This window comes from Micromonospora sp. DT53, from assembly GCF_049841535.1.
GTDB lineage: Bacteria > Actinomycetota > Actinomycetes > Mycobacteriales > Micromonosporaceae > Micromonospora.
On sequence record NZ_JBNCKM010000003.1, the window covers coordinates 167,137 to 190,344 of the forward strand.

22 protein-coding genes are annotated in these 23,208 nt (G+C 70.8%); 14 read left to right on the forward strand and 8 right to left on the reverse strand.

Annotated features, from left to right (window positions below):
- The first annotated feature begins 145 nt into the window (after positions 1 to 145).
- Both ACLQ3B_RS12145 and ACLQ3B_RS12150 read left to right on the forward strand, forming a co-directional pair.
- Positions 146 to 493 (forward strand): PadR family transcriptional regulator, encoded by a 348-nt coding sequence (locus tag ACLQ3B_RS12145; RefSeq protein ID WP_425780157.1) that lies wholly within the window; start codon positions 146 to 148, stop codon positions 491 to 493.
- Positions 490 to 1,560, forward strand: coding sequence for a hypothetical protein (locus tag ACLQ3B_RS12150; protein ID WP_425780159.1), 1,071 nt, complete (start codon positions 490 to 492; stop codon positions 1,558 to 1,560). Before ACLQ3B_RS12145 ends, ACLQ3B_RS12150 begins: the two co-directional genes overlap by 4 nt.
- Here ACLQ3B_RS12150 and ACLQ3B_RS12155 read toward each other — a convergent pair.
- Together ACLQ3B_RS12155 and ACLQ3B_RS12160 are read right to left on the reverse strand one after the other, a co-directional pair.
- Positions 1,557 to 2,036, reverse strand: coding sequence for a septum formation initiator (locus ACLQ3B_RS12155; RefSeq protein ID WP_425780161.1), 480 nt, complete (start codon positions 2,034 to 2,036; stop codon positions 1,557 to 1,559). The genes ACLQ3B_RS12150 and ACLQ3B_RS12155 overlap by 4 nt on opposite strands.
- Positions 2,037 to 2,093: 57 nt before the next feature.
- Positions 2,094 to 2,996, reverse strand: coding sequence for a helix-turn-helix transcriptional regulator (locus ACLQ3B_RS12160; RefSeq protein WP_425780163.1), 903 nt, complete (start codon positions 2,994 to 2,996; stop codon positions 2,094 to 2,096).
- Positions 2,997 to 3,098: 102 nt separating this feature from the next.
- On the opposite strand from ACLQ3B_RS12160, the gene ACLQ3B_RS12165 reads away from it, so the two are divergent.
- The 5 genes from ACLQ3B_RS12165 (at position 3,099) to ACLQ3B_RS12185 (ending at position 7,016) form a co-directional block, all read left to right on the forward strand.
- Positions 3,099 to 3,797 (forward strand): SDR family NAD(P)-dependent oxidoreductase, encoded by a 699-nt coding sequence (locus ACLQ3B_RS12165; protein WP_425780165.1) that lies wholly within the window; start codon positions 3,099 to 3,101, stop codon positions 3,795 to 3,797.
- Between the two features lie 25 nt (positions 3,798 to 3,822).
- Positions 3,823 to 4,518, forward strand: coding sequence for a response regulator transcription factor (locus ACLQ3B_RS12170; protein WP_425780167.1), 696 nt, complete (start codon positions 3,823 to 3,825; stop codon positions 4,516 to 4,518).
- Positions 4,515 to 5,810, forward strand: a complete 1,296-nt coding sequence (locus ACLQ3B_RS12175; protein WP_425780169.1) for an ATP-binding protein — start codon at positions 4,515 to 4,517, stop codon at positions 5,808 to 5,810. Before ACLQ3B_RS12170 ends, ACLQ3B_RS12175 begins: the two co-directional genes overlap by 4 nt.
- 28 nt (positions 5,811 to 5,838) lie before the next feature.
- Positions 5,839 to 6,393, forward strand: coding sequence for a DUF5872 domain-containing protein (locus ACLQ3B_RS12180; RefSeq protein ID WP_425780171.1), 555 nt, complete (start codon positions 5,839 to 5,841; stop codon positions 6,391 to 6,393).
- Positions 6,394 to 6,503: 110 nt separating this feature from the next.
- Complete coding sequence (locus ACLQ3B_RS12185) at positions 6,504 to 7,016, forward strand: PepSY domain-containing protein (RefSeq protein ID WP_425780173.1); 513 nt, start codon at positions 6,504 to 6,506, stop codon at positions 7,014 to 7,016.
- A 116-nt stretch (positions 7,017 to 7,132) separates the two neighbouring features.
- Here the strand turns inward: ACLQ3B_RS12185 and ACLQ3B_RS12190 are convergent, their stop codons facing one another.
- Positions 7,133 to 9,025, reverse strand: coding sequence for an ABC transporter ATP-binding protein (locus ACLQ3B_RS12190; RefSeq protein WP_425780175.1), 1,893 nt, complete (start codon positions 9,023 to 9,025; stop codon positions 7,133 to 7,135).
- A gap of 162 nt (positions 9,026 to 9,187) precedes the next feature.
- On the reverse strand, positions 9,188 to 11,341 hold the full coding sequence (locus ACLQ3B_RS12195) for an MMPL family transporter (RefSeq protein ID WP_425780177.1): 2,154 nt from the start codon (positions 11,339 to 11,341) through the stop codon (positions 9,188 to 9,190).
- 255 nt (positions 11,342 to 11,596) lie between these two features.
- Here ACLQ3B_RS12195 and ACLQ3B_RS12200 point away from each other — a divergent pair, with 255 nt between their 5' ends.
- Both ACLQ3B_RS12200 and ACLQ3B_RS12205 read left to right on the forward strand, forming a co-directional pair.
- On the forward strand, positions 11,597 to 12,346 hold the full coding sequence (locus ACLQ3B_RS12200) for a response regulator transcription factor (protein WP_425780179.1): 750 nt from the start codon (positions 11,597 to 11,599) through the stop codon (positions 12,344 to 12,346).
- Between the two features lie 5 nt (positions 12,347 to 12,351).
- Positions 12,352 to 13,803, forward strand: a complete 1,452-nt coding sequence (locus ACLQ3B_RS12205) for an ATP-binding protein (protein ID WP_425780180.1) — start codon at positions 12,352 to 12,354, stop codon at positions 13,801 to 13,803.
- A 15-nt stretch (positions 13,804 to 13,818) separates the two neighbouring features.
- Here the strand turns inward: ACLQ3B_RS12205 and ACLQ3B_RS12210 are convergent, their stop codons facing one another.
- On the reverse strand, positions 13,819 to 15,069 hold the full coding sequence (locus tag ACLQ3B_RS12210; RefSeq protein WP_425780182.1) for a DUF222 domain-containing protein: 1,251 nt from the start codon (positions 15,067 to 15,069) through the stop codon (positions 13,819 to 13,821).
- Positions 15,070 to 15,109: 40 nt separating this feature from the next.
- Here ACLQ3B_RS12210 and ACLQ3B_RS12215 point away from each other — a divergent pair, with 40 nt between their 5' ends.
- Positions 15,110 to 15,241, forward strand: coding sequence for a hypothetical protein (locus ACLQ3B_RS12215; RefSeq protein WP_425780184.1), 132 nt, complete (start codon positions 15,110 to 15,112; stop codon positions 15,239 to 15,241).
- A 366-nt stretch (positions 15,242 to 15,607) separates the two neighbouring features.
- Here ACLQ3B_RS12215 and ACLQ3B_RS12220 read toward each other — a convergent pair whose 3' ends face one another.
- Positions 15,608 to 16,816 (reverse strand): chitosanase, encoded by a 1,209-nt coding sequence (locus tag ACLQ3B_RS12220; RefSeq protein WP_425780186.1) that lies wholly within the window; start codon positions 16,814 to 16,816, stop codon positions 15,608 to 15,610.
- 270 nt (positions 16,817 to 17,086) lie between these two features.
- Between ACLQ3B_RS12220 and ACLQ3B_RS12225 the strand changes: the two genes are divergently transcribed.
- The 3 genes from ACLQ3B_RS12225 to ACLQ3B_RS12235 all read left to right on the forward strand — a co-directional run bounded on the left by ACLQ3B_RS12225 (position 17,087) and on the right by ACLQ3B_RS12235 (position 19,149).
- On the forward strand, positions 17,087 to 17,686 hold the full coding sequence (locus tag ACLQ3B_RS12225; protein WP_425780188.1) for an RNA polymerase sigma factor: 600 nt from the start codon (positions 17,087 to 17,089) through the stop codon (positions 17,684 to 17,686).
- On the forward strand, positions 17,683 to 18,390 hold the full coding sequence (locus ACLQ3B_RS12230) for a hypothetical protein (RefSeq protein WP_425780190.1): 708 nt from the start codon (positions 17,683 to 17,685) through the stop codon (positions 18,388 to 18,390). The genes ACLQ3B_RS12225 and ACLQ3B_RS12230 overlap by 4 nt, the downstream gene beginning before the upstream one ends.
- 144 nt (positions 18,391 to 18,534) lie before the next feature.
- A complete protein-coding gene (locus ACLQ3B_RS12235) occupies positions 18,535 to 19,149 on the forward strand; it encodes a hypothetical protein (RefSeq protein WP_425780191.1) in 615 nt (204 codons plus the stop codon).
- Between the two features lie 46 nt (positions 19,150 to 19,195).
- On the opposite strand, the gene ACLQ3B_RS12240 is transcribed toward ACLQ3B_RS12235, so the two are convergent.
- Positions 19,196 to 20,821, reverse strand: coding sequence for a glycoside hydrolase family 43 protein (locus tag ACLQ3B_RS12240; protein WP_425780193.1), 1,626 nt, complete (start codon positions 20,819 to 20,821; stop codon positions 19,196 to 19,198).
- Positions 20,822 to 21,129: 308 nt separating this feature from the next.
- On the opposite strand from ACLQ3B_RS12240, the gene ACLQ3B_RS12245 reads away from it, so the two are divergent.
- Entirely contained in the window at positions 21,130 to 22,113 is a 984-nt protein-coding gene (locus ACLQ3B_RS12245) for a LacI family DNA-binding transcriptional regulator (protein WP_425780882.1), read from the forward strand.
- Between the two features lie 6 nt (positions 22,114 to 22,119).
- Here ACLQ3B_RS12245 and ACLQ3B_RS12250 read toward each other — a convergent pair whose 3' ends face one another.
- The gene (locus ACLQ3B_RS12250; RefSeq protein ID WP_425780195.1) at positions 22,120 to 22,824 is read right to left on the reverse strand and encodes a SanA/YdcF family protein; all 705 of its coding nucleotides are present in this window, start codon (positions 22,822 to 22,824) and stop codon (positions 22,120 to 22,122) included.
- Between the last annotated feature and the right edge of the window lie 384 nt (positions 22,825 to 23,208).

Below are 23,208 nucleotides of genomic sequence, written 5' to 3' on the forward strand. Positions count from 1 at the left end.
CTGGAGCACCGCAACACGTCATCCGACGCTTCGCGTCAATGCTGCAGCGACGCCTCCACCGACTGCGGATCTCCGTGCCAGTCACGTTCGTTCCCCAGCTCTCATCGTCCTTGAATATACCGCCTATCGGTATATGCTCTCTGGCATGGCTGAGGCTCCACTTCGGGAACCGACGTTCCTGGTGCTCACCGCGCTGGCAGAGGCACCCCTGCACGGCTATGCCGTCATCGAGGATGTGCTGCGCATCTCCGACGGCAGGGTGCACCTACGTGCCGGCACCCTCTACGCGGTCCTCGATCGGCTCCGTGCCGACGGTCTCATCGAGGTCGAGCGCGAGGAGGTGGTGCAGTCGCGACTGCGCCGCTACTACCGCCTCACCGCCCTGGGCGCGCGGCGGCTCACCGAAGAGGCGTCCCGCCTCCGACACAACGCGGACGCCGCTCGCGCGCGGCTGCGCCGCAGCGGCCTACTGACCGATGGGGGAGCGGCGTGAGCAGCGACGATCTGGAGCGCCGCTACCGGCGGCTGCTGGCCGCCTATCCGTGGGAACACCGTCGGGTGTACGAGGACGAGATGTTGGCCGTGCTCCTCGCCGGCGCACGGCCGGGCCAGCGGCGACCCGCCGCCGCCGACGTGCGGAATCTGGTCGGCGCCGGGTTGCGGGCGCGGTTTCGGGTGGGCGCACGGGGGTTCACCGAGCCGAGCTGGGCGGACGCGGCAACGGTGACCGGCCTGCTGGCCGTGGTCGTCCTGCTGGCCATCACCGGGAAGGCGCTGCTCGACCAGCTCGTCCGCGCGCCGAGCCTGCCGCCCGGGTTTTCGCCGAGTGGCCCGGATCTCGTCGACTGGCTGCGCGTCGCCGGCTGGGCGGGTGTCTGCGCCACGGTGCTGGTCGGGTGGCGTTGGGTAGCCGCCGCTCTGGCCTGGGCCGGCGTGCTCGGTTGGGGTGCGCTCGTCGCCCCGCAGACCAGCGACAACCCGACGTACGTGGTGGACATGCTGCCGCAGCTCGCCCTCGCCGTGGTGGCCGCCGCCGCACTCACGGTGCCGGCGCCGCGTCGCCGAGCGGTCGCGCTGCTGGGCGTACGCCGACTGCTCGCGCTGGTTCTCGCGCCGGCCGCGATGATCGCGCTGCTGGCCGCGAACCGGGTGAACAGTCCCACCTTCGACTTCGTCGGCGAGGTGTCCTACCAGGTCTTCTACGGCATCGAGGCGGGCAGCGAGCTGGTCCTCTGGCTCTACGTCGCGGGCCTGGCGGCCGCCGCGTTGGCCATGGTGATCGCGGTGTCCACGCTCACTCCGGAGGTACGCCGCCGGATCGTCGTCATGCTCCTGCCCGTGGCAGCCCTCGCCCTGGTGATCGACAGCGCCCTCGCCGGTTGGGTCACCTCGACCATGAACATGGGACACACCATCCCCCTGGTGCCGGAGCAGTGGGCGATGCTGGTGCTCGTCGCGCCGGTGACCTTCCTGGCCGGGGCGTTGCTCGTACGGCGGCGGGAGGAAACCCTGCGCATGGTCGCCCTCGGCCGCAACGCGGACCGCGAGCAGAACACCTAGTCGTCGGCGACGGCCACCGGCTCCGAGCCGATGCAGCGCACCTTCAACTCGTACTCCCGGGTCGCCCCCTGGAACGTGACCTCGACGTCGTCGTCCGGGCCCCGGTCCACGTCGCGGACCCGGAAGCCCTGCGCGGGCGCCCAGGAGACGAGGCGTACGCCGCCAACGCCGCACTCGGCGACGGCCGTGCCGCCGTCGGTGGCGAACCCCCGGCGGGCCCCGGAGCCGGCGCTCGGTGCCGGACCTGTGGTGCCCGGCGCAGCCGGGGCGGTGCCCGTCGTGCCCGGGGCGATGCTCGTGGTGGGCGCCGGCTCGGGTACGGCCAACGCCCGTTCGATCTCGGCCTCGCTGCGGACCCCACCCGGGGTGCCGGTCAGGCTGTCACCCACCAAGCGGATCGCGCCCAACCCGATCAGGGTCGCCACGGCGGCGGTGGCCACCCAACCGGCGGCAACGAGAATCGAACGACGGCCCATTCCCTGACTATCCCCGATCCACGGTTGTCGCCGGCACATCCGGACCCTAAGGCACGGTTAACGCCCGCCCGGGTGGCGGGCCCTGTCGTCGAGGTCCCCAGGCTCCGCAGGGTGGTGGACGCCTGCCACCGTGGCGAGGCGGATCTTGGTCTCGTCGTCGCTGCCCGGGGCCGCAGTGAGGATCACGATCTTCAATTCGGCGTTGCCGTCGGTCAGGACATCGCAGTCGACCCGAACGGTACCGACCGCCGGATGCTCGACGATCTTGGTGTCCTCCCGGTGAGCGGTGACCGTCCCGGCCGCCCACAGGTCGGCGAACTGCTCGTTGCCCTCGGCGAGATCACGGATGAGCTTCGCCAGGCGGCGATCACGGGGAAAACGGCCGGTGGCCCGCCGCAGGTCGGAGACGACGGCGGCGCTCGTGACATCGGCGTCCAATGAAATCACGGGCCAGCGCGACATCCCCGGCCCGTCGGAGTTCACCGGGAAGGTGTCGCGGGCGAAGTTGCGACGAACCGGCGGGCACGCCGACGGGTCGCCCAGCAGCGCCGCCCAACTCTGGTTCCACCAGATCACTTGCCAGTCCGCGGCAAACACGGCGACGGCAGCGTCACCGAGGCGCCCCACCACCCGCTGCACACCCGGCGGCAGGTGATCAGAGATCTCGTCGTCCGTCGGTGGGGCCAGGTTGGCCAGCCGGAAGAGATGGTCGCGCTCGGCGGACGTCAGCTGTAGGGCGCGAGCGAGCGCGGAGGTCACCTGCGCCGACGGTGTGGTGGCCCGCCCCTGTTCCAGCCGCACGACGTAGTCGACCGACACACCGGCCAGCTCGGCCAGCTCCTCCCGTCGCAGCCCGGCGGCTCGGCGCCCATGGCCAACGGGCAGCCCGGTGGCGGCCGGCGACAGGCGGTCACGCCAGGCGCGGATCGTCGCGCCCAGTCCCGCCGTCTGTGTCCTCACGCCCTCGATTGTTTCGCAGACCGCCACGAGGAAGGTGGTATTGCTTGTCCTACCGTCGCGACGTCTCTGGCACACGCCTGGGCGGCGACAAACGATGGGTGCATGACGATCACCTTCATCACCGGAGCCAACAAGGGGCTCGGTCGCGAGACCGCCCGCCGCCTCATCGAACTGGGTCACACAGTCGTCGTCGGGGCTCGCGACCCGGAGCTGGGGGCCGTGGCGGCGGACACACTCGGAGCCCGGTTCGTGCAGATCGACGTCACCGACGACGACTCGGTCGCCGCGGCGGCCGCCGAGGTCGAGAAGCACGAGGGCCGGATCGACGTGCTGATCAACAATGCGGGCATCCACGGCCCGTTCGGGGACCCGAGCGAACTGACCAGCGGCGACCTGCTCGCCGTCCTGGATGTCAATCTCCTCGGCGTGGTGCGGACGACAACCGCGTTTCTGCCGCTGCTGCGCCGGTCACCCGACCCAGTGATCATCAACGTGAGTAGTGCGATGGGCTCACTGGCAGCCACCCATGACCGTTCACGAGCCGAGTCGGGCGTCATCGCCCCCGTCTACACGTCCTCCAAGGCGGCGCTCACCATGCTGACCACCCAGTACGCCAAGGCGCTGACGGACGTCCGGATCAACGCCGCCGACCCCGGATACACGGCCACGGAACTCAACGGAAACAGCGGTCCGCAGACCGTCACCGAGGGCACCGACGCCATCGTCGCCCTCGCGACGGAAGGTCCGGGACACGGCTCGGGCCGCTTCGTCGACCGCCACGGTGAGATCGCGTGGTCCTAGGCGGTGAGCCGCTAGCCTGCCAGGTGTGCCGCGTCTACTGCTCATCGAGGACGACCTGACGATCCGTACCCCGCTGATCCGGGCCCTGCGCGAACGCGGCCACGCGGTGGCCGCGGCCTCGACCGCGATGGCCGGGCTCCGCGACGCGTTGGAGGACCGACCCGACCTCGTCGTGCTCGACCTGGGCCTGCCCGACCTGGACGGCCGCGAGCTGCTGCGGATGCTGCGCGCGGTCAGTTCGGTGCCGGTCATCGTGGCCACCGCGCGCGACGACGAGGCCGAGATCGTGCGGGTGCTCGACGCGGGCGCCGACGACTACGTGGCCAAGCCGTTCACCGCTGCGCAGCTCGACGCCCGCGTCCGGGCGGTGCTGCGGCGCGGCCCCGCCGGCGCCGACGGGCAGGATCCGACACTCGTCGTCGGTGGGCTCCGGGTCGATCCTCGGGCCCGGCAGGTCACCCTCGACGGGGTCGCGGTCGAGCTGACGCCCCGCGAGTTCGACCTGCTGCATCATCTCGCCGGCCGACCCGGCCAGGTGGTCACCAAACGTGAGCTGCTCACCGAGGTGTGGCAGATCCCGTACGGCGGCGCCGACAAGACCGTCGACGTGCACCTGTCCTGGTTGCGTCGCAAGTTGGGGGAGAACGCCCAGCAGCCTCGCTACCTGCACACCGTGCGTGGTGTCGGGGTGCGTCTCGAAGCCCCGGCGGCACAGCCGTGAGGGCCCGTCTCACGTTGCTGGTCGCCGCGGTCAGCGTCCTCACCCTCATCGCGTTCCTGGTGCCGTTGGCGCTGCTGGTCCGTACCGTCGCCGAGGACCGGGCCACCGTTCGGGCCACCGCCGACGCGCAGAGCCTGGTGCCGGTGGTCGGCACCGCCGACACGGCGACCATCCGGCTCACCGTCGAGCAACTCGCCGCGGAGTCCGGTCGACCGGTGAGCGTCTTCCTGCCGGACGGCACGGTGCTCGGCGCCCAGACACCCCGTACGCCAGCGGTGGCCCTCGCCACGCGCGGACAGAGCCTCACCGGGGAGTCGGCGGCCGGCCGGGAGGTGGTCATCGCCGTGCAGGGTCGGGCGGACGGCACCGGGGTGATCCGGATCGCGGTGCCGCAACGCGAGCTGACCGCCGGGGTCACCCGGGCCTGGCTGGTGCTGGCGCTGCTCGGCGTGATCCTCGTGCTGATCGGGCTGCTGGTCGCCGACCGGCTGGCGCGCACCCTGGTCCGGCCGATCAGCGACCTCTCGGCCGTCTCACACCGGCTGGCCAACGCCGAACTGGACGCTCGGGTCACACCGGCCGGCCCGCCCGAACTGCGCGAGGTGGCCGGCGCGCTCAACCATCTCGCCACCCGGATCCAGGTGCTCCTGGTGCAGGAGCGCGAACAGGTCGCCGACCTGTCGCACCAGCTGCGGACGCCGCTGACGGCGTTGCGGTTGGAAGCGGAGTCGTTGCGTGACCCGGACGACGCCGCCCGGATCACCGCCGCCGCCGACGGGCTGGAACGCGCGGTCACCGGGCTGATCCGGCAGGCCCGGTGGCGACACGTACCGGCGCAGCCGGCCTCCGCGGACGCGGCGTCGATCGTCGCCGAACGGGTCGCGTTCTGGTCGGTGCTGGCCGAGGACACCGGCCGCGCCGTCACCCTCGACCTCGCACCCGGCCCCCTTCCGGTCGGTGTGGCCGCCGACAACCTGACGGCGGCCGTGGACGCCCTGCTCGGCAACGTCTTCGCGCACACCCCCGACGGCACGCCGTTCACCGTCCGGCTCGTCCGCGAGGCTGACGAGGCTGGCGAGGTGGTCCTCACGGTCGCCGACGAGGGCCCGGGCATGCCCGCCGGAGCGATCCGGCGGGGCGCCAGCGCGGCCGGGTCCACAGGCCTCGGCCTGGACATCGCCAGGCGTGCCGCGCAGACCGCCGGCGGCCGACTGGAGTTGCGGGCCGGCCCGGGAGGCGGTGCGCAGGTGCTGCTCCGGCTCGGGCCTCCCACGTCGGCGCGGGACGCATAGGCGCTGCGGTGCCGGGTAGCTGCCAGTCATGGCGCGGTATACGAAACCCGAGCTCAGAGAGCAGATCAAGGAAGAGGTCAAGGCCTCCGACAAGGGCGGCAGGCCCGGGCAGTGGTCGGCGCGCAAGTCACAGCTCGTCACTCAGGAGTACAAGAAGCGCGGTGGCGGATTCCTGGGCGAAAAGGACGAGCGGCAGAAGTCTCTCCAGCGCTGGGGCAACGAGAAATGGCAGACGAAAGAGGGCGACACCCGTGCGCGCAAGGGCGGCACGACGAGTCGCTACCTGCCCAAGAAGGCCTGGGAGGAGATGTCGGAGAGCCAGCGGCGCGCGACCGACACGAAGAAGCGCGAAGCGTCCCGATCCGGCAAGCAGTACGTGGCCAACACCGGGCCGGCCAAACGAGCGCGTCGGGATGCCACCACGGCCGGACGGATGTCGGAGATGTCGGTCGCGGAGGCGGCCAAGCTGGTCCGTGGCCTCGACACGCGACAGCTCAGGACCGCGCTGCGTAACGAGCGTGCCAGCAAGGACCGCAAGACGCTCGTCCAGCGGCTGGAAGCGGAACTCAGCAGGCGCGGCTGACCGACCCGGCCCTGGGCCGCCTTAACCCGGCCTTAGCGTCCGGACAGCGCGGTGCTATCCCGATCTGGCCGATCCTCGGAGTCGACAACCGAGGAAAGGTGGACACCACGATGAAGCGCACCAATCTGCTCCTGGCGTCGGTCGGCGGGTCGGCGGTGCTGGCGGTGGCCGGGGTCGCGCTCGGCGTCACCGCCGCGAACGGCTCGCGCGCCGGCGGCACGGCACTCGCCGCGGCTACGGTCGCGCCGACGGCCACCGTCGCGCCGGAAACCACCGGATCGCCGTCGGCCGGCACCCCATCGGGTACGCCGTCGAGCGGCACGCCGTCCGGTACGCCGTCGACCGGCGGCGCGCCCGCGGGCGGCGCGGTCGACGAGAAGCGGGCCGGTGAGATCGCGCTCGCCAAGGCCGGTGGCGGTCAGATCGTCGAGGTCGAAGCCGAGCAGGAGAACGGCCGGCCGGTCTGGAGCGTCGAGATCGTCGCCGGCGACACCGAGCACGAGGTGGACGTCGACCGGGACAACGGGTCGGTGGTCAAGGCCGAGCAGGAGCCGGTCGACGACGATGACAACGACGCCGACGATGACAACGACGCCGACGACAAGGACGACGACAACGACTGACCTGCGGCCGTGACGCGGTGGTCGGACCGTCCTTCGAGGGACGGCCCGGCCACCGCGTCCGTTCGCCGTGGGTGGGTGGAGCGAGGTGAACTCGCAGGCGTGCCGGGCGGGAGCCGTCAGATGGCGACGCGTTGCTCCTGGACCGTCGGCGGGTCCTGGGCGAACTGGGTGCGGTACAACTCGTGGTAGCGGCCGCCAGCCGCGAGTAGGTCACCGTGTCGCCCGCGTTCCACGATGCGCCCGGCCTCCACGACGAGGATCTGGTCGGCCGCCCGGATGGTGGAGAGCCGGTGCGCGATGACCACGCTCGTCCGGCCGGTCAGGGCCTCGGCGAGGGCGTCCTGGACCGCCGCCTCCGAGGTGGAGTCGAGATGCGCGGTGGCTTCGTCGAGAATCACCACGCGGGGGCGAGCCAGCAGCAGTCGCGCGATGGTGAGCCGTTGCCGTTCCCCGCCGGACAGGCGGTATCCGCGTTCGCCGACCACGGTGTCGAGCCCATCGGGAAGGGTGCGGATCAGGTCGTCGAGTCGGGCCCGTCGGAGCACCTCCCACATCTCGTCCTCGGTCGCGTCCGGCTGGGCGAACGCCAAGTTCGCGCGGATGCTCTCGTGGAAGAGGTGCCCGTCCTGGGTCACCACGCCCAACGCCGTCCGGATCGACTCGGCGGACAGGTCGCGTACGTCGACGTCACCGAGCTTCACCGCGCCGTCCTCGACGTCGTACAGGCGAGGAACGAGCTGCGCGATCGTCGACTTGCCCGCCCCGGAGGAGCCGACGAGCGCCACCATCTGCCCCGCTTCGGCGCGGAACGACACCCCGTGCAGCACCTCCTCACCGCCGCGCGTATCGAGCTTCGCCACGTCCTCAAGGGATGCGAGCGACACCTTGTCCGCTGAGGGATAGCCGAACCGGACTCCGTTGAACTCGACCGCGACCGGTCCCTCCGGCAGAGGCCGGGCATCGGACCTGTCGAGGATCAGCGGCTTGAGGTCGAGAACTTCGAACACCCGCTCGAAACTCACCAACGCGCTCATCACCTCGACCCGAGCACTGGCCAGCGATGTCAACGGTGCGTAGAGGCGCGACAGGAGCAGCGCGAGGGCGACAACCGTGCCGGCATCGAGGCTGCCTCGCAGGGCGTAGAGACCGCCCAGTCCGTAGACCAGGGCCAGCGCCAGTGACCCGACGACGGTGAGCGCGGTGATGAAGACCCACTGCAGCATCGCGGCACGGATGCCGATGTCCCGGACCCGACGCGCCCGCGCCGCGAACTCGGCGGACTCCTCGGCCGGGCGCCCGTACAGCTTGACCAGGGTCGCGCCGGGCGCGGAGAAACGTTCGGTCATCCGTGTGCTCATGGCTGCGTTGTGCTCGGCCGCCTCACGCTGCAACTGGGCGAGCTTCGAACCCATCCGGCGGGCCGGGAGGACGAAGATGGGCAGCAGGACGAGCGCCAGCAGCGTGATCTGCCAGGAGAAGGTGAGCATCACGGCCAACGTCAGCATCAGCGTGACGGCGTTGCCGACCACACTCGACAGGGTGTCGCTGAACGCCCGCTGCGCACCGATCACGTCGTTGTTCAGGCGGCTGACCAGCGCACCCGTGCGCGTGCGCGTGAAGAACGCCACAGGCATGCGCTGAACGTGGTCGAAGACGGCCGTCCGCAGTTGGACGATCAACCCCTCACCGATGCTGGCGGAGAGAAATCGCGTCACCAGACCCAGTCCGGCCTCGGCGAGGGCGATCACGGCGATCAGTGCGGCCAACCGGATCACGACACCGCTGTCGGCGCCGTCGACGATCGCATCGACCACCCGACCGGCGAGAACGGGTGCCGCCACCGTGAGAACCGCCGTCACCACACTCAGCAACAGGAACCTGATGATCAGGGTGCGGTGCGGCTGCGCGAACCGCGCGATGCGCTTCAGGGTCGCGCGGGACAGCGGTCGCTCATCCTGCGCGTTCATCGCGTGGTGCAGGGACATCCACGCGGTAACTTCCATGCTCATGCATTACCTCCAATGTCGGAGGTTAGGACCTCACCCGAGCTTGAGGTCAAGTCACCGCGCTGGGAGTTCCAGTTCGGCGCGGATCTGACCGAACAGACCATGCGGGTCAGCTCACCGGTGCGTGGGGCGAGCCGGCACACGTCGGCGAGGTAGGCCATCGGATCATCGGCGGTCCCCGGCGTCCACCGTGGTCTCCTCTGCCGGCCGGTCGGCGGCCGGGCCGGTCGGGGTGAGCCGGGCGGGCCACCAGAACCGGCGGCCCATCAGCACCGTGAGCGTCGGCACCAGCAGTGACGACACCAGCAGTGCGGAGATCAGGATGCCGGCGGCGACCGCGAAGCCCATCTGGGCGAGCAGGGCGACGCCGGCGAGCGTGAGTGAGGAGAACGTGCCGGCCAGGATGACGGCAGCGGCCACCGCCGTCGGGCCGGTGTGCCGGAGGGCCAGGCGCGCGGCCGCGCCTGGGGTGTGGCCCTCGCGCGTCTCCTCGCGCAGCCGGTCCACCACCAGGATGTTGTAGTCGGTGCCGATGGCGACCACGAACAGATACATGAAGATCGGGACGTTGAAGATGATCCCGGCCTTGCCCAGCCCGTCCTGCATCACGAACACCGATGCGCCGAGCGTGGCCAGATAGCTGAGCCCGACCAGGACCATCAGCAGCACCGCGGCGACGATGCTGCGCAGCAGGGCGAGCAGAACGAGCGCGGTGAGCCCGGCGGCGAGGGGGAAGACCAGCGAGTAGTCCTGATTGACCGCGCTGCGGATGTCGGCGAATGTCGCGGTCGGGCCGCCCACCAGGGCGTGGGTGCCGGTCGGGGCCACGTCGTGCGCGGTCGGCCGCAGCGTGTCGGCGACCGTGTCCACCGCCTCGGTGCTGCCGGAGTCGTGGTCGAGCAGCATGCTGATCTTGGCGACAGTACGGTCCGGGCTGTACTCCGCGGGGCCGGCGCGGCCGACCCCGTCGACGCCGGACAGCTGCGACCGGAAGCTGTCAACGCCTGCCTCATCCAGCGGCTGCCCGGTGTCGCTGACCAGCAGCACGGAGGTCGGGTTGAGGGCGCCGACCGGAAAGCCGCGCTGCAGGTCCCGTAGGGCGATCGCCGACTCGGTGTCCTGCGGAAGGCCGGCGTTGTAGTCGTAGCTGGCCTGGAAGCGCAGCGCGCCCAGGGAGAGCAGCGCGAGGACGATGGCCGCGGCGGCGGCCAGCAGGCCGGCACGGTTCACGATCAGGTCGCTGAGCTTGGTCGACCACCGCGCCCGGGGCTGCCGTTGCCAGCTCAAGGACGGCCAGAACACCTTCGGCCCGAGCAGCGACACGATTGCCGGGATCAGGGTGAGCGCGGTGACCACCGTGGCGGCGACCGCGATGGCCAGTGCCGGACCCTGCGCCTTGAACGAGCCGAACGAGGAGAACGCCAGGGTGCTGAACGCGATCACGATCGCCGCGCCGGCCGAGGTGATCACCTTGGCCACCCGGGCGGTCGCGTGGATCAGCGCGGTACGCGGGTCCTCGCCGGTGCGCAACTGTTCCCGGTATCGGAAGAGCAGAAAGAGGATGTAGTCGGTGCCGACGCCGAACAGCACGACTGTCACCCAGACCGTGACCGACTTTTCCGCGGTCAGGTCGAAGATCCGCTGGGCGATGCCGATCAGCTTCACCGAGACGAAGACCAGGACACCGATGGTCACCATGGGAAGCAGTGCGGCAACCGGGCTCCGGAAGATCAGCAGCTGCAGCACGATGATCAGGACGACCGTCGCCAGGGCGATGACCTGCTCGGCTGAGGCGAAGGCGTCCTGCGCGTCGATCACGATGCCGACGTCGCCGGTCATGCCCGCTGTCAGATCGGTGTTCTCGAACAACGGCCCGGCGGCGGCCCGCAGCGCCCGGCCGGCCTCCTCTGTGCCAGGATCGCTCTGCGGGCCGTCGACGGTGACCTGGAGGAGCTGGACGAGGGCATTCTCCGACACCGTCGCCGTGCTCGACTGCACCTCGATGACGTGCGGGATGGCCTTGTCCCGAAGTTGTCCGGCGACCTGCTCGACGAATTGCTGATCGGCGCTGGTCAGCGCGGCGCCGTCGCGGCGCCGCACCACGAACGTCGCGGCGCTGCCGCCCTCGCTTTCCGTGAAGGCGGTTTCCTGCACCTTGCCGGCCTGAACGGATTCGTAGTGGGAGGGCAGGAAGTCGGCCTGATCACTGCTGGCGGACAGACCCGGTCCGAAAAACCCGACGATGGCAGCGACGACCAGCCAGGCGCCAATCGTCCACCATGGGTGGCGGACCACACCTCGTGCCAACGTTGCGTACATCAGTCTCGTCCTCTCCCACCCCGCGGCCGGCCACCACACCGTCTGCCGGTGCGTTATTCAGCCGATCACGACGAGTTGAAGCGGCCGTGTGCTGGCCTTTCAGGTTCGGTGAGAGTTCGGATGACAGGTACGGCATCCGTAGTGGCTTCACAAAGTTTTCCCAACGAACTCACAACGGCGCCGGGTCTCGGAGGCGCACGACACGGGCAGAATGGGACGTGCCAGCGAGCATCGAACCGTTCAGGGGGACGTGTTGTGGTAACGGCGGATCGGACGGCCGACGGCTCCGCGACCACTGAACCCGTACCACGGGTCCTGGTCGTCGATGACGAACTCTTCCTGGCGGACCTGGTCGCTTCCGCTCTGCGCTACGCGGGCTTCGCCTCGACCACGGCCGGGGACTGCGCGGAGGCGGAGGCCACCGTGGCGCGGGAGCGGCCCGATCTGATCATCCTGGACGTGCTGCTGCCGGACGGCTCCGGCATTGACCTGTGCCGGCGGCTACGGGAGAAGGGCGTCCTCGCTCCGGTGATCTTCCTGACCGCGCGTCGGACGGTCGCCGACAAGGTCGAAGGGCTGAGCGTCGGCGGCGACGACTACCTGACCAAGCCGTTCAGCCTGGACGAGTTGGTCGCCCGGGCCCGGGCGATCCTGCGCCGGTCGCAGTTGGCCGCGCCCGCGCTGCCGCCGCCGGAGGAGACCGGCGGGTTGCGCTACGCCGACCTGGTGATCGACCAGGAGGCGTACGTGGTGCGCCGGCAGAACGTGGTGATCGACCTGAGCCCCACCGAGTTCAACCTGCTGCGTTATCTGGTACAGAACGCCGGCCGAGTGATGTCCAAGCAGCAGATAGTCGACCAGGTGTGGGAGTACGACTTCGGCGGCAACCACGGCGTGGTCTCGACGTACATCAGCTATCTGCGCCGCAAGATCGACCAGTTCGATCCACCGCTGATCCAGACCATCCCCCGAGTCGGCTACACGCTGCGCCTGCCGGCCGAGTGAGCGGGATGGGCCTGCGGGGCCGGCTCATCGTCCTGGTCGCGGTGCTGCTGGCGGCCGGGATGAGCGTGGCCGCGCTGGCCACCCTGGCCGCGCTGCGGTATTTCCTGGTGACCCGCACCGACACCCAGCTCGATCAGCTGAGCACGGCGGTCGTGGCGCAGGTGAACAACGGCACCGGACTGAGCCCGTCCGGCGCCGGCACCGGCCGGCTGGCCAGCGCGGGCGGCCAGCCGTTCGTGCTCTTACGGATCCTGTCGCCGGACGGCACCCCGATGCTGGACCTGCAGAATCCGGGCGGGCAGGCGGCCGCGATCCGGCTGCAACCGAAGGAGCCCAGCACGAGTAAACCGGACGGCGCGGTGTACGCGACCGTCACGCTGACAGATCAGCGGCCGAACCAGTGGCGGGTGCGATCCAGCTGGCTGCCCGACAGGCGGACGATCCTGCAGGTCGGCCTCCCGCTCACCGACTACGACGTGGCGAACCGCCAGCTCATCCGTACCCAGGCGGTCGCCACTGTGGTCATCCTGGCCGCCATGGTGCTGATCGCGTGGTGGCTGATCGGCCTGGGCACCCGTCCGCTGGACCGGATCGCCGAGGTGGCCGCGGACATCGGCGCCGGGCACCTGGACCGGCGGGTGCGCCCGGGCCGGCCGAACACCGAGATCGGACGGCTCAGCGCGGCGCTCAACGCGATGCTGGTGCAGATCCAGACCGCCTTCAAGGAAAGGCAGACTTCGGAGGATCGGCTGCGACGGTTCGTCGCCGACGCCTCGCACGAGCTCAACACTCCGGTGGCGACCATCCGCGGGTACGCGGAGCTGTTCCGGCACGGTGCCGGCGCCCGGCCGGCCGACCTCGAGGTCGCGATGCGACGCATCGAGTCCGAGGCGACCCGGATGGGCCAACTGGTCAACGAGCTGTTGGTGCTGGTGAAGCTGGACGAGGGTCGCCCGCTGGACCGGGACCAGGTGGATCTGGCCCATCTGGCCACCGAGGCGGCGGCGGACGCCCGAGCCATCGCGCCCGGCCGCCCGCTGAGCGTGCGGGCGCCGGGATCGCTCGTGATCTCCGGCGACGAGTTGCGCTTGCGGCAGTTGCTGGCCAACCTGTTGTCCAACGTACGCCGGCACACTCCACCGGGGACCGCCGCCGAGGTCCGGATCTTCACCTCGGACGGTGCCGCGGTGATCGAGGTGGCCGACGACGGCCCGGGCCTGACCGAGGAGGACAGCCGGCGAGTCTTCGAACGCTTCTACCGCAGCGCGACCTCGCGCAGTCGGCAGCGGGAGGGCTCCGGCATCGGCCTTGCCATCGTGGCGGCGATCGCCGAGGCGCACGGTGGCACGGCCGAGGTGAGCTCGGTGCCGGGCGAGGGCACCACCTTCACCGTACGCATCCCGCAGGACGAGCAGGGGCTTGTCGATCATCAGCTCCGGGACGGCTCCTCTCACTGAACTCGCCGCTTGCTCCTACGTCCGTCGGTGGTAGTGGTTGCGGCGGGGGAGCTGTTCGGGGTCCAGCCAGGCGGGTGGAACGAACTCCGGGTGGCCGTCGTCGCCGAGCCGGACGACCCAGTCGGCCTGGTGGAGGTGTCGGTGGTGGTGGCCGCAGAGGAGGACGGCGTTGGCCAGGTTGGTGGAGCCGCCGTCGGCCCAGTGGTGGATGTGGTGGGCGTCGCACCAGCGGGGTGGGCGGTCGCAGCCGGGGAAGGCGCAGCCGCGGTCGCGGAGCACGAGGGCGCGGCGTAGCGGGCCGGTGATGAGGCGGCGTTGTCGGCCGACGTCGAGGACCTGGCCGGTGCCGCCGAGGACGGCGGGCAGGATGGCTGCGTCGCAGGCGAGGCGGCGCACCGTGTCCGGGGTGAGCTCTAGGCCGATGTCGAGCGCGCCGGTGGCCAGCCGCCGGGTCAGCCCGTCGTAGCTGGTGGTGACGACGATCTGAGCGGAATCGCCACCGCTGTCAGGCAGCTCGCCGGTCCGGAGGGCGAGTCGGCACACCTCGGCGAGGGCGTCGTGGCGGCGTTGCCCAGAGGAGCGGGTGTCGTCCGGTCCGGACGGGGCGGTCAGTGGGTCGATGGTGGCCCGGAGCAGGCCTGCGGTTTCGGCGTCGAGGATGCCGCTGAGTCGCAGTCGACCGTCGGCCTGCTCGGACAACGTGAGGTGCCGGTCGCGGGCGGCGCGGCGTGCATCGGCGTCGAGGGTGGCCTGGGCGGCGGCGTCGGCGATGTCGGGGGCGACGTGGTCGAGGATGCGGGTGCCGAGTTTGCGCAGGTGGGTGGGGTCGAACTGTGCGGCCCAGTCAACGAGCACACCTACCGCTTTGTCGGCGGTCTCGGCGTCGGTCGACGTGTTCACGGTGTTGACGGTGTCGGCGATGACCCGGGCCTGGTCCAAGCTGATGGCGCCGTCAGCCAGCGCTTGTCGGATGCCGGGGTTGCCGGTGTCCAGCGCGGTGGCGAGGTCGACGAGGCGGCGGGCGGCGGGCACGGTCAGCCGCAGTCGCTCGCGGAGCCAGACCGTAGTGCAGGAGGCCCCCTGCGCCCGGGGCGTGCCGCGGCCGTCCAGCTCGCGGACCAGAGCGAGTTTGACGGCGGCGAGCCGTTGCTCCAAGCGGTGAGCGGCATCGAGTGCGGCGACCAGATCGTGCTCCGGCAGGGCCCAGGCGGCGGCATCGACGCAGGCGGCGACCGCGTCGTCTGCCTGCGCCAACTCCTCGACCATGACCCGAGACTAGAACGGGTGTACGACAATTCCAGTCGTCATGATCGATTTGAGCGACTGGTCGCCGGAGGGCTCGCCGGTGCTGGACTCCTCCCTGGTGGCGACCGGGGTGGGCGCGCTGCCCGGCGGTGCCGGGAGCTGGTTCGATAACGCCGCCTGGTGCCTGGCATGAGTAAGGCTGGTGTCAGCGGCGCTGTCTGCGCCGGTCTGAACGAGGGCTGGCTGTCGACGGCGCTGCCAGGTGCCCGGTGTGAAGCGAGGGCTGGGCGCGTCGCCAGGGATCAGCGAGGGCTGGGCGCGTCGCTCTAGGGATTAGCCAATGGGCGTCGAAGAGCCTTGGCCCAGGCTATGACGTGATCGATGGAGTCGCGGGTGAGACCGATGGTCGGCTCGACGGTGATCAACAGGGTGATGACCGCGAGACAGGTCAGCGGCCAGGGCGCGACTGTCAGGACCGGCCGGGCAAAGGCCAGGCGGCGGGCCGTCGGCGAACGGAAACTCCGTGCCGATGCCGACGACCCGCCACCACACCAACCGCTCAGCCGATGCGGAACTGTTCGCCGTAGACGGCGAACACCAGTGGGGTGTTCAGGTTGAAGTTGCCGTTGTTGAGGAACACCCGCTGGGCGGTGTCGACACGGGAGGTGTCCGAGTGGGCCTCCTCCTTCTTCATCTCGATGACCCGCTCATCGAGGAAGGCGTTGAGCCAGGTCCGCTCGTCGCCGCCCTGGGCTGGCGGCTTGGCCCGATTCAGGGCACGGCTGCGGATCTGGCGCATGCCCTCGTACCCGTGCATGACCGCAGCGTCGTAGTAGGCGAACTGACCGAGCGCCCGGACCTGGTCGTTCTTGCCGTCGCGTACCGATGGGTTGAAGTAGACCCGGTCGCGTTCGGCCTCCTGGGCGGCCCGGAACACCGAGTCGTTGGCTGCGGTCCGCCAGTCGCGGGGGAAGTTGGGGTCGAGGCCGGCGTGCGACGGGGTGCCGTTGACGTTGCGCAGCGCCGGCAGGTAGCCGGCCAGCACGTTGCCCGGCTTGGTGCGGGTGTACGCCTCGACCAGTTCGAGCATGTCGCCGGTGCCGGAGCAGAAGCCGATGATGCCGGCGGTGTAGCCGCGCCCGTCGCCGATGTCCTCGATGTAGGAGAACTGCGCGCGCCAGTCGAGCGAGGAGTTCTCGGCGGTCGAGACGAGTTGCATGGCGACGTCCTTCTTCGCCGGGTCGTCGAGGTTGGTGCCGGTCGGGGTGGTGGGCGTGGGGGTGGAGGTGCCGCCGCCCGGCAGGGTCCACCGCTGGTTCGTGGTGCCGCCGCAGGTCCAGATCTGCAACCGGGCGCCGTTGGCGGTGCTCCGGTCGGTGACGTCGAGGCACTTGCCGGAACCGGAGTTGACGAGCGCGCCGTTGCTGGCGGTCCACTTCTGCGCGGCGGTGTTGTTGCAGTCGTACAGTTGCACCTTGGCGCCGTTGGCGGTCGACGCGGCGGTGACGTCGAGGCACTTGCCGAGTGCTCGGATCGAGTTGTCGGTGTTGCCGACGGTCCACGTCTGGGCCGCGCTGCCGTTGCAGTCGTAGAGCTGGACGGGCGTGCCGTTGGCCGAGTTGGCGCCGGCGACGTCGATGCACTTGCCGCCGAGGCCGGTGATCGGGCCGGCGGTCGCGGCGCTCGCCGACGGCAGGCCGTAGCCGACGGCGGCGACGCCGACCAGCAGGGTGCCCACGACGTAGGCGGCTGTTCTCTTGTGAACCATGGTGTTCCTCGGGGAAGGGGCGGCGTGCCGCCAGCCGGTCGGTTCGCGGTGCCCGCCGGGGCCGAAGTGCCGCGCCGGGCCAAGAATCAGGAAACTGTATTAACAGATACCAGTACGTCGATTCGTCGTCAATCGACGACCGCGCGGCGTGACGGCGCCTGTTCATCCCGTCGTTGGCGGGCCGTACGTGCCGGTGGCTATCGTCGGGCCGTAACTGATCAACGGGCCGGTCCATCGGAACCAGCACCGTCCGACGGACAGAAGATGGTCATGGAGTCGAGTCTGCGCGCTCGGGTGCGAGCCGGTGACCCCGGTGCGTTCGCCGAGCTGTTCGACGAGTACGCGCGCTCGGTGTACAACCATGCGTTTCGGCTCACCGCCGACTGGGCCACCGCCGAGGACGTCATGGCCGCCACCTACCTGCAGGCCTGGCGTTCCCGGGAGCGGGTCACCGAGGAGGGCGGGTCGCTCCGACCCTGGCTGCTCGGCATCGCCACCAACGAGGCGCGCAACCACACCCGCAGCAACCGCCGCTACCGCAGGGTGGCCGCCGCGCTGCTCGCCTCCGACTTCACTCTGCCCGACCACGCCGACGAGGTCGCCGGCCGACTCGACGACAGCCGACGCATCGCCGCCGCGATCGACGCGCTGGCCCGGCTGCGACGCGCCGAGCGCGAGGTGCTGACCCTGTGCCTGTGGGAGGGCCTCGACTACGAGTCCGCGGCGGAGGCGCTGGGGGTTCCGGTCGGCACGGTGCGATCCAGGCTGTCGCGGGCGCGCGCCCGGCTCCGTACCCTCGTCGACGCCCCGCCACGCGCCGCCCGGCCCCCCGTCGTGGACGCCTCGTTCGTGCGGGAGGGCAGCCAGTGAGCGGGCCCGACCCGTCCGAATGGGCGCAGATCGCACCCCACCCCGGTGATCACGACCTGCCGGCGGGTCGACACGAGCTGCACCGCAGGCGCCTGCTGACGGCGATCGCGCAGGAGCCGCGTACCCGAAGGAGGGCTTTCGTGCCGCTGCGGCCCGCGCTCGCGGCGGCCGCGTTGGTCCTGGTCGCGGCGGGGATCGGCGGAGGTCTCGCGGCCCGGTCCGGCGACGCGCCCCCGGCGGCGCTTCCGTCCCCCGAGGCGAGCCACCCGGCCGCTCGGCCGGCGCTGCCGGGCACGGCCGCCAAGAACCGTGGGTACGGCACGGTGCGCCAACTCACCGACACGGCCGACCTGGTGGTCCGCGGCGAGGTGGCGTCGGTGGCCGACGGGCGGGCGGTCTACCGGGTAGCGGAGGTGCTCTACCGCGCCCCGGACGCTCCGGTGCCCACCGAGATCACGGTGGAGGTAGCCGGGACCCCCGGCGGTCCGACCGTCCTCTACCTGGGCCTCGCGGACCCGGCCGCGCGCGTCTACCGCCCGCTCGGCGGTGAGTTCGGGATCTTCGACCTCGTGGGGGAGACGGCCACCAGCCGGTCACCGGCGAGGTCGGTGACCGGTCTGCGCACCGAGGACGCCGCCGGGGCGGGTCGCGCGTTCGTCACCACGCTGGCCGAGCTTCGGCAACTCGCCGACGAGCGGCGCTGAGCCCGGAAACGCTGAGCCCGGAAAAGCTGGACCCGGAGAGAAAAAATGGAACTCGGTGCCCGGGACGCACAGATAGAAGGCGTAAGCAGTGCCGCGTTCCGAGCGAGACGACCCGGGACGGCACCGAGACGCGAGGAGCGTTCCATGGCAGTCGACAGTCGCCGTACCCGGCCTCTGTGGGTCACGGCCACCGCCGTGCTCGCCGCTGCGGCGTTGGCCGCCTGCGGCGGCGCCGATCCGGCCGCCGCGCCGGCCCCGAGCAGCGCCGCCCCGAGCAGCGCCGCCGCGCCGACCGACGCCGCGCCCCCGCCGGTCAAGGGCAAGCTGCGCGGGTACGTCAGCGTGCGACAGCTCAGCGAGACCGCGGACCTGGTCGTACGCGGTGAGGTCGAGGCGGTCGGGTTCCGGGTCGACGAGGTGCTGCGCGCGGCGACCGGATCGACCGTGCGGCCTGGGGCGAGGATCACCCTCGCCGCATTGCCCACCGGTGTGCCGGACATGGCGCACATGTCGAAGCTCGAGGCGGGCCAGGTCGTGGTGCTCTACCTCGCCGGGGACCCGGCGGCCCCGACGTTCCGGACGCTCAGCGGCGACTTCGGCGTGTTCGACCTGAGCGGCTCCGGCGCGGAGGCCGTCGCCACGACCCGCTCGCAGACCATGGCGGTCAGCGGCCTGAACGCCGAGGACCCGGCCGCGTCCGGTCACGGTTTCCGTACCACTCTCGGGCAACTGCGCACCGTCGCCGCCCAGGTGAAGTAGGGCGAGTGGAACGCGGACGGCACCCACCGACGTGCCGTCCGCGTGGTCACCGCTCCCGGTAGGTGGCCATGTCGAAGTCGGCGTACACACCGTCGCCGCCCAGGTCCTGCACCCACAGGCCGAGGAAGGCCCCGGTGAAGCCCCACGCCGCCGGCTCACCGTCGATGATCAGCGCGGCGTGTTCGTCGGACAGGATTGTCGCGTCCAGCTCGATCGGTAGTCGCTGCCAACCGCCGCCGAGGTCGTGGTCGAAGCGCACCGCCGGCCCGTCGAAGACGGCCCGCAGGCCGACCCGGGTGACGCCGCCGACATCGACGGTCAGATCGGGGTACGCGGTGCGCCGCCCGTTGTCGGAGCTGAGCAGCTCCAGCACCGTCCGCCCGTCGTCGGCGCGGGTCAGGTAGAGGTGGTGCCAGTTGAGGGTGTTGTAGTACGCGGTGATCCCGGCGAGCTGACGGTGATCGGCCGGTTCGAACTCCACCACGGTCTCCAGCGAGCACTCCATCGCGCCGACGCGTCGCCCGACCAGGCTGGGCGCCTGCCGACCGACCGGCGACTGCCCGCCGTGCACCCGCAGGTACGACGGGCGGGTGTGCAGGTCGACCCAGTCGGTGGTGGCCGGCCGACGGAGCGTCGACCAGCACCGACCCAACTCCGGGGCGTCGAAGTGGTCCGTCTCGGCCTCCGCCGGCCACGGGTGCGCGGGCAGGTCGGGTGCGACGACCTCGTCCGCGGGCACCCCTCCGGCGATCCGCGGCCAGCCGCCCGACGGCCACTCGACCCGCTGGATCGCGGTCTCCCGGCCCAGCACGCAGTTGCCCAGCGGCGAGTACGGGCGGCCAACCAGGTGGGCCAGGTACCACTCGTCGTTCTGGGTGCGGACCAGGCTGCCGTGACCCGCCTTCTGCAACCGCAGGTCGGGCCGCCCGAAGGAGGTGAGCAGCGGCCCGTCCGGGGCCACCTCGTACGGCCCGAACAGCTCCCGGGACCGCGCCACGGTGACCTGGTGCTCCCAGCTGGTGCCGCCCTCGGCGGTTATCAGCCAGTACCAACCGTCGTGGCGGTACAGGTGCGGACCCTCGGTGACGCCGGCCGGGGAGCCGGTGAACAGGATGCGCGGGCTGCCGACCAGACGGCGCGCGGCCCGGTCGTACTGCTGGATCTCGATGCCGCCGAAGCGATCGCGGCCGGGTCGCCAGTCCGCGCTCATGCCCAGCAGCCACGTGGTGCCGTCGTCGTCGTGGAACAGCGACGCGTCGAACCCGCGCCCGTGCAGCTTCACCGGATCGGACCACGGGCCGGTGATGTTCTCGGCGGTGACCAGGAAGTTCTGGGGATCCCAGTAACCGCTGGCGAAGCTGGCCACGTCGCTGTAGACGAGGTGGAACTGGCCGTCGTGGTACGTCAGGTCGGGCGCCCACACTCCGTTGGAGTCGCCGCATCCGCGCAGATCGAGCAGCCGTCGGTCGGTGATGATCCCGCCCAGGCTGCGCCAGTTCACGAGATCACGTGAGTGGTGGACGAGCACGCCTGGATACCACTCGAAGGTCGAGGTGGCCAGGTAGTAGTCGTCGCCGACGCGCAGGATGGACGGGTCCGGGTGGAATCCGGCGAGGACGGGATTGCGGATCGACCGGGTAGCGGTCGCCACGTTAGCGATGTCGGTCGACACGAGCGCTCCTCTGGGCGGGCTGGCTGGAACTTCCGGAAACTCACGGTCCCCGGCCATTGAAGGTTGCGCTTACGCTAGCCGGTCTTTTCGCAATAGGACAGAGGTATTGACCGCTGCGACGACAACTCGTAGCGTGCCGGCCATCGATCGGTATTACCGGCGAAGCATTGAAAGTTTCGGAGATCCAGAGCTTCTCCACCCGCCGGCCCAGCCGGATGACGAGCGCCACCGCGAGCAGACCTGAAGTTTTCCAGCAGGACGCAGGGGGGACCGTGGGCACGGAGAACGGCCGAAACGTCACCATCGCCATGATCGCGCGGTTGGCCGGAGTCTCCGTGCCCACCGTCTCCCGGGTCATCAACGGACGCTCCGACGTGGCCGCCGACACCCGGGAACGCGTCGAGGCGCTACTCAACCGACACGGCTACCGCCGCCGGTCACCGACCCGGCGCACCGACGCGGCCCTCATCGACCTGGTCTTCAACGACCTGGACAGCCCGTGGGCCGTGGAGATCATCCGTGGGGTGGAGGACGTCGGCCAGACCAGCGGCGTGGGCACCGTCGTCTCGGCCATCCACTGGCGCATCTCCTCGGCCAAGCAGTGGCTCGACAACATGCGTACGCGCTCCACCGAGGGAATCATCTTCGTGACCTCGATGGTGAACCCCCCGTTGCAGGCCGAGCTGCGCCGGCTCCACCTGCCGGTCGTCATCATCGACCCGGCCGGGGTCGACCCGCAGGAGTCGCCCACCATCGGCGCCACCAACTGGGCGGGCAGCCTCAGCGCCAACCAGTACCTGATCAGCCTCGGCCACCGCCGCATCGGCTTCATCGCCGGCCCGCCGCATCTGATGTGCAGCCGGGCCCGGATGGACGGCTACCGCGCCGCCCTCGGCGCCGCCGGCATCCCCATCGACGACGCCCTGATCCGTCCCGGCAACTTCTACCACGAGGCCGGCTTCACCGCGGGTACCCAGCTACTGGCCCTGCCCCACCCACCCACCGCCATCTTCGCCTCCAGCGATCAGATGGCCCTCGGCGTCTACGAGGCGGTCCGCAAACGGGGCCTGCGGGTGCCCGACGACGTCAGCGTGGTGGGCTTCGACGACCTGCCGGAGGTGCGGTGGTGCTCCCCACCGCTGACCACCGTCCGTCAACCCCTGGCCGAGATGGGCATGCTGGCCGCACGTACCGTGCTGCGCCTCGCCAGCGGCGAGAGGACCGAGAGCCCTCGGGTCGAACTCGCCACCGAGCTCATCGTCCGCGACAGCGCCGGCCCGCCACGGTCGTGATCCTCCTCAGTTGACACGCAACGCGTCGTCGACACCCGTCTCCCGGCGGCCGAGGTGCGCCGGGTCTCGACCGGAGAGCAGCTCCAGCGCCGCCTTCAGGCACGCGCCTTTCTCCCGCGACGAACTGAACCACCACGTCTGGGCGTACTGCTTCGCGCTGTCGTCGCCCACGCCGTTGGCGTCGATGCCGAGGCGCCGGCACAGCGCCACGGCGCGCGGAAGGTGGAAGGTCTGGGTCACCACAGTGGCTTGCCGCACCCCGAAGATCCGCTCAGCGCGCGCGCACGAGTCGTACGTGTCGAAGCCGGCGTAGTCCGGCACCACCTTGTGCGCTGGTACACCCCGCTGCACCAGCCAGTCCCGCATCGCGGCGGGCTCGTTGTAGTCGGCGTTCATGTTGTCGCCCGATACGAGGATCGCCCGCACCTTGCCGGCGTCGAAGAGCCGCCGCGCGATCTCCAGCCGGGCGGCGAGGACGGGTGAGGGCGTGCCGTCGGCGTCCACTTTGGTGCCCAGGACCAGGGCGACCGGGGCGTCCGGCACCTCGGCCTCGCCGTAGAGGTGGCCCTCCGCGGTGTCGCGGATCCACGTCACGCTGGCCACCGTGCCGCCGGTCAGCACCACGATCCCCACCGCGAGCGCGAGGACCGTACGGCGGACCAATCTGTGCTCCCCGTACCAGCGTCTGGCCGCACCGAATCGTCCCCGCATGCCGCAAGGCTATTCCGCCCGCGCTCACGACTGTCGTCGGCGTACCCGCACCATCCCGACCAGCAAACGGAGACCATTGTCTATGGACAATCGCTTACTGTTAGCGCTAACGTGACGGACAGTCGTCGATACTCGAACGACCTGGGGCATATGTGACGGAGCTGTCGCCATCGGCCCGAGGCCAGATCGACGACGATCGTGGCGTGGGGCGGGTGGCACGTGGCCGGCGCGAGACGGCCCGAGACCACCATCGGGCGACCCGCGCGCCACGCGGCCGAGGCATGAACGGCCACCGGAATTCCAGGGCACCGCAGCAACCGGGACAGTCGTGTGACGACAACCGGTCCGCTCGCCTGCCCAGTGCACGCCGCTGAGCAGGAGCCC

Excerpts from the sequence above, each read along its gene's own strand:
- ACLQ3B_RS12225 (WP_425780188.1), top strand. The coding sequence starts at position 17,087 with ATGGAGTCGAGTCTGCGCGCTCGGGTGCGAGCCGGTGACCCCGGTGCG.
- ACLQ3B_RS12215 (WP_425780184.1), top strand. The coding sequence starts at position 15,110 with ATGATCGATTTGAGCGACTGGTCGCCGGAGGGCTCGCCGGTGCTGGAC.
- ACLQ3B_RS12245 (WP_425780882.1), top strand. The coding sequence starts at position 21,130 with ATGATCGCGCGGTTGGCCGGAGTCTCCGTGCCCACCGTCTCCCGGGTC.
- ACLQ3B_RS12190 (WP_425780175.1), bottom strand. The coding sequence starts at position 9,025 with ATGAGCATGGAAGTTACCGCGTGGATGTCCCTGCACCACGCGATGAAC.
- ACLQ3B_RS12145 (WP_425780157.1), top strand. The coding sequence starts at position 146 with ATGGCTGAGGCTCCACTTCGGGAACCGACGTTCCTGGTGCTCACCGCG.
- ACLQ3B_RS12185 (WP_425780173.1), top strand. The coding sequence starts at position 6,504 with ATGAAGCGCACCAATCTGCTCCTGGCGTCGGTCGGCGGGTCGGCGGTG.
- ACLQ3B_RS12250 (WP_425780195.1), bottom strand. The coding sequence starts at position 22,824 with ATGCGGGGACGATTCGGTGCGGCCAGACGCTGGTACGGGGAGCACAGA.
- ACLQ3B_RS12210 (WP_425780182.1), bottom strand. The coding sequence starts at position 15,069 with ATGGTCGAGGAGTTGGCGCAGGCAGACGACGCGGTCGCCGCCTGCGTC.
- ACLQ3B_RS12220 (WP_425780186.1), bottom strand. The coding sequence starts at position 16,816 with ATGGTTCACAAGAGAACAGCCGCCTACGTCGTGGGCACCCTGCTGGTC.
- ACLQ3B_RS12205 (WP_425780180.1), top strand. The coding sequence starts at position 12,352 with ATGGGCCTGCGGGGCCGGCTCATCGTCCTGGTCGCGGTGCTGCTGGCG.
- ACLQ3B_RS12165 (WP_425780165.1), top strand. The coding sequence starts at position 3,099 with ATGACGATCACCTTCATCACCGGAGCCAACAAGGGGCTCGGTCGCGAG.
- ACLQ3B_RS12195 (WP_425780177.1), bottom strand. The coding sequence starts at position 11,341 with ATGTACGCAACGTTGGCACGAGGTGTGGTCCGCCACCCATGGTGGACG.
- ACLQ3B_RS12155 (WP_425780161.1), bottom strand. The coding sequence starts at position 2,036 with ATGGGCCGTCGTTCGATTCTCGTTGCCGCCGGTTGGGTGGCCACCGCC.
- ACLQ3B_RS12180 (WP_425780171.1), top strand. The coding sequence starts at position 5,839 with ATGGCGCGGTATACGAAACCCGAGCTCAGAGAGCAGATCAAGGAAGAG.
- ACLQ3B_RS12235 (WP_425780191.1), top strand. The coding sequence starts at position 18,535 with ATGGCAGTCGACAGTCGCCGTACCCGGCCTCTGTGGGTCACGGCCACC.